Genomic DNA, 6,824 nt, shown 5'->3' with positions numbered 1-6,824 from the left:
TGTGATGGGCGTGGTTGTGGTGATCAACCCATCTACCAGGAGCTCTGCTGCGTCATGGGGCTAACCTCGGACTTGCGATCATGCTGTGACCAGGGCACTCGATGCGGAGCCTGAAATAGGTTCATTGTCAGGAGTCAGCAGCCGATCCGTCCCGTTTCCGCCTTCTATACTTACCGAGTTCATCGTGACCTCCACACAGGGGTGTTGCATCATGTTCATGTATGTGATGCAGCTCACTGCCGGGCGCCTATGTTCTCTCGGCTGTTTCCGGCGCACCAGCGCGGGTATTCCTCGAAGGAAAAGTTCACTATTGAGCCAATACCTCTCCGCTATACGCTCAGCTAGTGGAAGTCCGGACTCTCCCCGAAGCCCTGAGAACGATCATGGAGCAGCGCGGCTGGACTCAGTCGGAGCTCGCCCATCAACTTGGGGTGTCTCAAGCCTGGATCTCAAAGGTCTGTCGAGGCGTCGCCGACACGGGCTTGGCTAGAGCGCAGGAGCTGCTTGCGCGAGTTGGCTGGGAGGTGCGCTTTTCACCTTCAGTGGAGGAACCTGTGGAGCGCAGGGAATTCCTGGTAGCCGCCGCGTCCGTCGTGTTTGCGCCCTCGGCAGCCAGCTCAAATCCCTACCTTGACCCCGACTATGTGCGCGCGCTCGCTGACAGCCTCGCGCGGGGCCGATACGAACTCGGCGGCCTTCCTCTGGCTGCTCGTGCTCTTACGCATATTCGGCAGGTGAGTACACTCCAGGCCGTCTCTCTGAGTGATCAGGTGCAAACGGCGGCCTCTGACTTGATGTACCAGGCCAGCATCGCCCTGTACGACGCTGGCATGCTGGGCCAGTCGGAGCATGCGAGCTTGATTGCGCTCGACCTAGCTCACCACGGGCAACACTTCGCGGCGCAAGCTCGCGCCTATGACGCCTTGAGTCGCGTGTCTCTCTACCGGGGCGACGCTCCCCGAGCCGTCCAGCATGCCCAGCGCGGACTTCGCATTCCTGATCTACCGGCCAGCCGGGAATCGAGCCTTCACATGCGGCTAGGGCGGTCGCTAGCTGCCATTAAAGGCCACGACGGGGAGGCGAGGAGTGCTCTCGAAAGGGCACTTGAAGCACGCGGTTTGAGCCCGTTCGCGGAGGCCGCTCTCGGTGGAGATGTGGCTATCGGCCTAAGCCACCTCGGTCAGTATGACCAGGCTGATCGGCTTCTTCGCGATGCTGCTCATGCCATGGGGCAATGGTCCCTCCTCTTTCAAGCTCAGTACCTAGGCCGTCAGGCTCAGACAGCTATTCGCGCAGGCAGGCCGACGCTTACCGCTGAGCACATGCAGGCCCTTGCCCGTGCACTGCCCTTCATCGGTTCGGCACGCGTGAATTCTCGGGCGCGCGAGATACTCCAGCGGACGAAGGCATGGGAACGAATCCCCGAGATTCGTAGCGCCCGTGAGAACCTGCATGGGATGCTGCCTCCGGATCCCTCTTCAAGTTGACCAACAACCAATAGCAAAACATTTCAGGAACCCCCACGGGCTTATCACCACAATGCGTGCCTACGGCCCGCTGGACTCACCGTAGACCTGCATGGGCTCAGCGCCGCAGGACACGGCGGAGGGCTCCCGCCTAACGTCGCAGACAGGAGCCCTGCTCACAGGGGCTGAAGCTTCAGTCCGGGTCATTGAAGGCCATAGTGTTTCCAGGAAGACGCGATCTGACCCGCACGTTGCCGGCCACCGCAACGGCGCCCCGCCGGCCCGCCTACGGCCCGAGTTCTTCCCCGGCGAGACCCCGCCATCCCGTCGCCGCGGCGGTCCCGGGGTGTCAGTGGTCGTGGGTGAGCCACTTTTTGTCGATTTCCGTCTGCAGGTCCACCCCGTGGTGGCGGGCCATCAGCACCACGTGGCAGAGCACGTCGGCCAGTTCGGCGCGGAAGGCCGCGTCGAGTTCGTCGTCGGTGTGGCCCTTGGTCCTGGCGCGGCCGGTGCGCATCAGGAACGCCTGGGTGAGTTCGCCGAGCTCCTCCTGCAGTTTGAGCAGGAACCAGATGTCGTCCCGTTCGATGCCCAGCTTCCCCGCGTACCGCTGGGATACGGATTCGACCTCGTCGGAGAGCCGGCGCAGATTCATGCCGCGAGTGTAGGGGGTTCAGGCGCCCTGGTAGGAAGGCAGGACGAGCACGAAGCGGGCGCCCGGCGAGTGGTCGGCGATGGTGAGCGTGCCACCGTGGGACAGGGCGATCTCCCTGGACAGGGGCAGGCCGAGGCCGCTGCCGCTCTGGTCCTTGGCCTTGGCGCTGTCCAGCCTGGTGAACCGTTCGAAGACTCGTTCCCTGTCCTCGGGCGCGATGCCCTCGCCGTCGTCGGTCACGGTCACCACCACCCACCGGTCATCCTCCACCGCCACCTCCAGGTCGATCCTGGTCTCGGCGTGCCGGGTGGCGTTGTCGAGGAGGTTTGTCAGGATGCGGTCGAGCTGCACGGGCGAGCCGTGGACGGGGGCCGACGCGCACAGGTCGGGGACGATGGCCACTCTGGCGTCCCCGCGGCGGCGTACCTGCTCGGCGGCCAGCCGGCACATGTCCACGACGCGGCGGGGCGCGACCGCGCCGGCGTCCAGCCTGGCCAGCATGAGGAGTTCGTCGATGATGCCGGTGAGCCGGTCGACGGCGGCCAGCGCCCGCGCTCCCGTGGCGCTCCAGTCGGTCTCCTCGGGGATGGCGTTGGCCACCTCCAGTTGGGTGCGCAGGGCCGCGATGGGGCTGCGCAACTCGTGCGAGGCGTCGGCGACGAAGCGTCGCTGGGTCTCGACGGAGCGTTCGAGGCGGTCGAGGGTGTCGTTCGTGGTGGCGGCCAGGAGGGTGATCTCGTCTCCCGTGTCGGGGACGGGTACGCGCCTGCTGAGGTCCTGGCCGGTGATCTCGGCAAGCTTGGAACGGATGCGTTCGACCGGGCGCAGCGCGGACCCGACCACGAGCCAGGTGATGCCCATGACGCTCGCCAGGATCAGCGGGGCGATGACGAAGGTCTGGATCTCGAACCATTTGATGGCGCGGTCGACGTCCGTGAGCGACGACGCGCCATAGACGGCGACCAGGCCGTGCGGGGTCGGCACGGACATGGCCATGACCAGGAAGTGGGTCTCCCCGGCGTTGCGTTCGTGGGGCGCCCACGCCTCCTTGACGTAGAGCTTGTCGGGTTCGGCGGGCCGGAACGCCTTGAGTTTCCAGTGCACGTCGCGGCCGGTGGTGGACGCGAGCACGTCGCCGCTGGGCGTGACCACCTCCAGGAAGTGCACGCGCGCGGGGGCTCGGAGCGCGGTGGAGAGTTCCCCTGCCCTGGCGTCGCTGGCGATCCTTCGTACGGACACCTCGACCCTGTCGCGGACGACGTCGCGCAGGTTGTCGGGCACGGTGACGAGCATGAAGGTGGACGTGGCGAAGACGACCAGCGCCGCTGTGGCGGTCGCGATCGCGGTCAGGCGCGCCCGGATCGAGCGAGGGAAGATCCGCATCACCATCCCAGGTACTCCATGTCACTATTGGTGACATTTACCCGCACAAGGCAATTGCACTATTAGATACTCTGATCTGCTGCTATGCCCTTCCTGGGCGCATGATGAACGTAGATCTAATTACTCACGGTGCAGAAGCGTCCCAGGCCTCCGCTCGCGGCGATTCCGCCGAGAGCGTGAGCCCCTGTCACCCATGGACTCCGGCGGTCAGGGTGGACACCATGAGACTTCTCGTACTGGGTGGCACGGAGTTCGTGGGTCGGGCGGTCGTCGAGGAGGCACAGTCCCTCGGGTGGGACGTCACGACGTTCAACCGGGGCAGCCACGACCCGGCGCCGGGCGTGACGGCGTTGCGCGGTGACCGGTCGGCCCCCGGCGGCCTCGCGGCGCTGGAGCGCGGCGAGTGGGACGTCGTGGTCGACACGTGGTCGTGGGCGCCGTCCGCGGTCAGGGACTCCGCCGCGCTGCTGGCCGGCCGTGCGGGCCGCTACGTCTACGTCTCCAGCAGGTCCGTCCACACGCTGCCGGTGCCCGCGGGTGCCGACGAGAGCGCGCCGCTGGTGGCGGGCTCGCCCGACGACGGGGACGGCGACTACGCGAAGAACAAGGCGGGCGCGGAGCTGGCGGCCGTCGCCGCGTTCGGCGACCGGGCGCTGCTGGCCAGGGCGGGGCTCATCCTGGGCCCCTACGAGAACGTCGGCAGGCTGCCGTGGTGGCTCACCAGGATCGCGCGTGGCGGGCCGGTGCTCGCTCCGGAGCCCGTCGATCTCGGGCTCCAGTACATCGACGCCCGCGACCTCGCCCTGTGGTGCCTGCGCGCGGCCGAGCAGGGGCTGGGCGGCCCTTACAACCTGGTGAGCCCGCCCAACTTCACGACGATGCGGGAGCTCCTGGAGACGTGCGTGAAGGTGACCGGGTCCGACGCCGAGCTGCGCTGGACGTCGCAGGAGCGCATTCTCGCGGCGGGCATCGAGCCGTGGTCCGACCTGCCGATCTGGCTGCCGGGCGAGTTCTACGGCTTCATGCACGGAGCCGACGTGTCGAAGGCGATGGCGGCCGGGCTGCGGTTGCGCCCGGTCGAGGAGACGGTCGCCGACACGTGGGCCTGGCTGCGGAGCATCGGCGGTTTGGCGCCCATGCGGCCCGACCGTCCCACCGTCGGTCTCGATCCCGAGACGGAGGCGCGCGTCCTGGCCGGATGAGCCGCGAGGATCACGGGCGCGTGGCGTCCCGGCGGGTGCGTACGAGGTCATAGGCGGCGGCCACCAGGGCGATCACGACCGACATCAGCACGGCCATCAGGCCGTGCCGGAAGGCGGTCGCCCAGCCCTGGCCGAGCGCGCCGAAAAACGTGGAGCCCGCCACGGCGATCCCGATCGCCGAGCCCAGCCGCTGCCCCGTCTGCAGCACTCCGGCCGCGCTCCCCCCGCCCTCGGGCGGCACCTCCGACAACGTGATCGCCTGGTTGGGCGAGATGACCAGGCCGCTGCCCATGCCCGCGAGCAGCAGCGGCAGCACCGTCGCCAGGCCCACCGCGCGTCCGGGCACCAGAGCGGTCGCCAGCATCGTCGCGCACAGCCCGGCGATCACCATCGTCAGGCCGACCGCCACCACGCGCCGGCCGGCGCGCGACACGAGCCGCCCGCCCACCACCGAGGCCGACGCCGAGCCGAGCGCGAACGGCGTGATCGCGAGTCCCGCGAGCAGCGCGCTGTAGTGCAGCCCGACCTGAAGGTAGAGGGTGAAGATGAAGAAGATGCCCGTGAAGCCGGCGAAGTAGAACATCGCGATGGCCGTGCCCAGCCGGTACGAACGTCTGCGGAACAACGACAGGTCCACCAGCGGCTCGCGCGGATAGCGCCGTTCCCAGAGCACGAAGCCGGTCAGCACCACCAGCGAGGCGGGGACGAGCAGCCATTTCGTGTTTCCCTCCCACTGGTGCCGCTGGATGAACGGCAGCAGCAGCCCCACCACGCCCATGCCGAGCAGCAGCACGCCCACCGGGTCCATGCTCTCGCGCCGCCCGCTGCCGGGCTGCGCCGGCAGCGCCCGCCAGGCCAGCGGCAGCAGCACGATGCCGATCGGCACGTTCACCAGGAACACCCACCGCCACCCGTGGTCGGCCCCGGCCAGGCCGACGAGCAGGCCGCCGATCAGCGGCCCCGCGGCCGTGGACACGCCGATGGTGGCCCCGAGCGCCCCGAAGGCCCGCCCCCGCTCGGTCCCTCTGAACATCTGCTGGATCAGCCCTGACACCTGCGGGTTGAGCGTGCCGGCCGCCAGGCCCTGCACGAACCTGGCCGCGATCAGCACGTTCATGTCCCAGGCCAGCCCGCATGCCGCGCTGGAGGCGGTGAAGAGCGCCACGCCCCACATGAAGATCGTGCGGCGGCTCCTGGCGTCCCCCAGCCGCCCGGCGGGAACCAGCAGCAGCCCGAACGCGAGCGCGTACCCCGACACCGTCCACTGCAGCCCGTCCTCCGACGCGTGCAGCGCATCGCGGATCGACGGGACGGCCACGTTGACGATGCTCACGTCCAGCCCGCTCATGAACGCCGCGACGAGGCAGATGGCCAGCGCGTGCTTGCGCCTGTCACCCCCGAATGGCCTCATCACGGATGTCTCTCCGTGGATCGGCGGAGGAAACGTGCAGCCCATACCCACGGTAAGGGTTCGTTTCTACGCAGAAGGCGAGTAACGTCCGATCATGGACACGATGGCCGTGGAGCAGAACGGCATCAACGCGGTCCCCGAGGCCGAGCGGCACGGGCGGCCGAGAGACCTCTTCTGGCCGTGGGCGGGCTCGAACCTGTCGCTGTTCGGAGTCGCGTTCGGTGTTTACATCGTCGGACTGGGCCTCGGCGTGGTGCCCGCGATCATCACCGGGGCCATCGGCTACGCGCTGTCGTTCCTGCTGGTCGGCCTGGTCGCGATCGCCGGCGCGAGGTCGGGCGTGCCCACCATGACGCTGGGCCGGGCGCCGTTCGGCTACCAGGGCAACAAGCTGCCGGCGGCGCTGTCGTACGTGTCGAACGTCGGCTGGGAGATCGTGCTCGTCACGCTGGCCGCGCAGAGCGGCGCGGCCATCCTGGGCCGGCTCGCGCCCGGCGTCCCGCCCACGACGGCCACCGCCGTGTGCTTCGCCGTGGCCGCCGTCGTGGTGATCGCGGTCGGCGTGTACGGCCACGCGATGATCATGGTGGTGCAGCGCTACCTGACGTACGCGTTCGTCGTTCTGACCGTCGTCTACATGATCCTCATGGCCCCGAGGCTCGGCGTGTCGCTGGAGACCACGGCCGGCCCCGGGGGCTGGGTGGGCG

The 6,824-nt window shown here is 68.3% G+C and carries 6 protein-coding genes; 3 read left to right on the top strand and 3 right to left on the bottom strand.

Annotated features, from left to right (window positions below; all coding sequences use genetic code 11):
- Positions 1 to 344: 344 nt before the first annotated feature.
- The gene (locus GUY59_RS51590) at positions 345 to 1,487 is read left to right on the top strand and encodes a helix-turn-helix domain-containing protein (protein ID WP_138208440.1); all 1,143 of its coding nucleotides are present in this window, start codon (positions 345 to 347) and stop codon (positions 1,485 to 1,487) included.
- A 328-nt stretch (positions 1,488 to 1,815) separates the two neighbouring features.
- On the opposite strand, the gene GUY59_RS45280 is transcribed toward GUY59_RS51590, so the two are convergent.
- Together GUY59_RS45280 and GUY59_RS45275 are read right to left on the bottom strand one after the other, a co-directional pair.
- Positions 1,816 to 2,121 (bottom strand): pyrophosphatase, encoded by a 306-nt coding sequence (locus tag GUY59_RS45280; protein WP_138208441.1) that lies wholly within the window; start codon positions 2,119 to 2,121, stop codon positions 1,816 to 1,818.
- Between the two features lie 18 nt (positions 2,122 to 2,139).
- Positions 2,140 to 3,510: a sensor histidine kinase gene (locus GUY59_RS45275; RefSeq protein WP_138208442.1), complete on the bottom strand. Its 1,371-nt coding sequence runs from the start codon at positions 3,508 to 3,510 to the stop codon at positions 2,140 to 2,142.
- 215 nt (positions 3,511 to 3,725) lie between these two features.
- Between GUY59_RS45275 and GUY59_RS45270 the strand changes: the two genes are divergently transcribed.
- The gene (locus GUY59_RS45270) at positions 3,726 to 4,706 is read left to right on the top strand and encodes an NAD-dependent epimerase/dehydratase family protein (protein ID WP_138208443.1); all 981 of its coding nucleotides are present in this window, start codon (positions 3,726 to 3,728) and stop codon (positions 4,704 to 4,706) included.
- 10 nt (positions 4,707 to 4,716) lie between these two features.
- Here the strand turns inward: GUY59_RS45270 and GUY59_RS45265 are convergent, their stop codons facing one another.
- Positions 4,717 to 6,117 (bottom strand): MFS transporter, encoded by a 1,401-nt coding sequence (locus tag GUY59_RS45265; RefSeq protein WP_138208444.1) that lies wholly within the window; start codon positions 6,115 to 6,117, stop codon positions 4,717 to 4,719.
- 94 nt (positions 6,118 to 6,211) lie between these two features.
- On the opposite strand from GUY59_RS45265, the gene GUY59_RS45260 reads away from it, so the two are divergent.
- Positions 6,212 to 6,824: cytosine permease (locus GUY59_RS45260; protein WP_201762118.1), on the top strand; the 613-nt coding region annotated here is incomplete at its 3' end.

Origin of the sequence: Nonomuraea sp. K271 (genome assembly GCF_009908215.1) — a bacterium.
GTDB lineage: Bacteria > Actinomycetota > Actinomycetes > Streptosporangiales > Streptosporangiaceae > Nonomuraea > Nonomuraea longispora.
The sequence above is the reverse complement of the archived record's forward strand: the minus strand, read 5'-3'. Positions and strand labels throughout refer to the sequence as shown.

Bases quoted from the DNA above. Each gene is read 5' to 3' on its own strand.
- GUY59_RS45280 (WP_138208441.1), bottom strand. From the start codon at position 2,121: ATGAATCTGCGCCGGCTCTCCGACGAGGTCGAATCCGTATCCCAGCGG.
- GUY59_RS45275 (WP_138208442.1), bottom strand. From the start codon at position 3,510: ATGGTGATGCGGATCTTCCCTCGCTCGATCCGGGCGCGCCTGACCGCG.
- GUY59_RS45270 (WP_138208443.1), top strand. From the start codon at position 3,726: ATGAGACTTCTCGTACTGGGTGGCACGGAGTTCGTGGGTCGGGCGGTC.
- GUY59_RS45265 (WP_138208444.1), bottom strand. From the start codon at position 6,117: ATGAGGCCATTCGGGGGTGACAGGCGCAAGCACGCGCTGGCCATCTGC.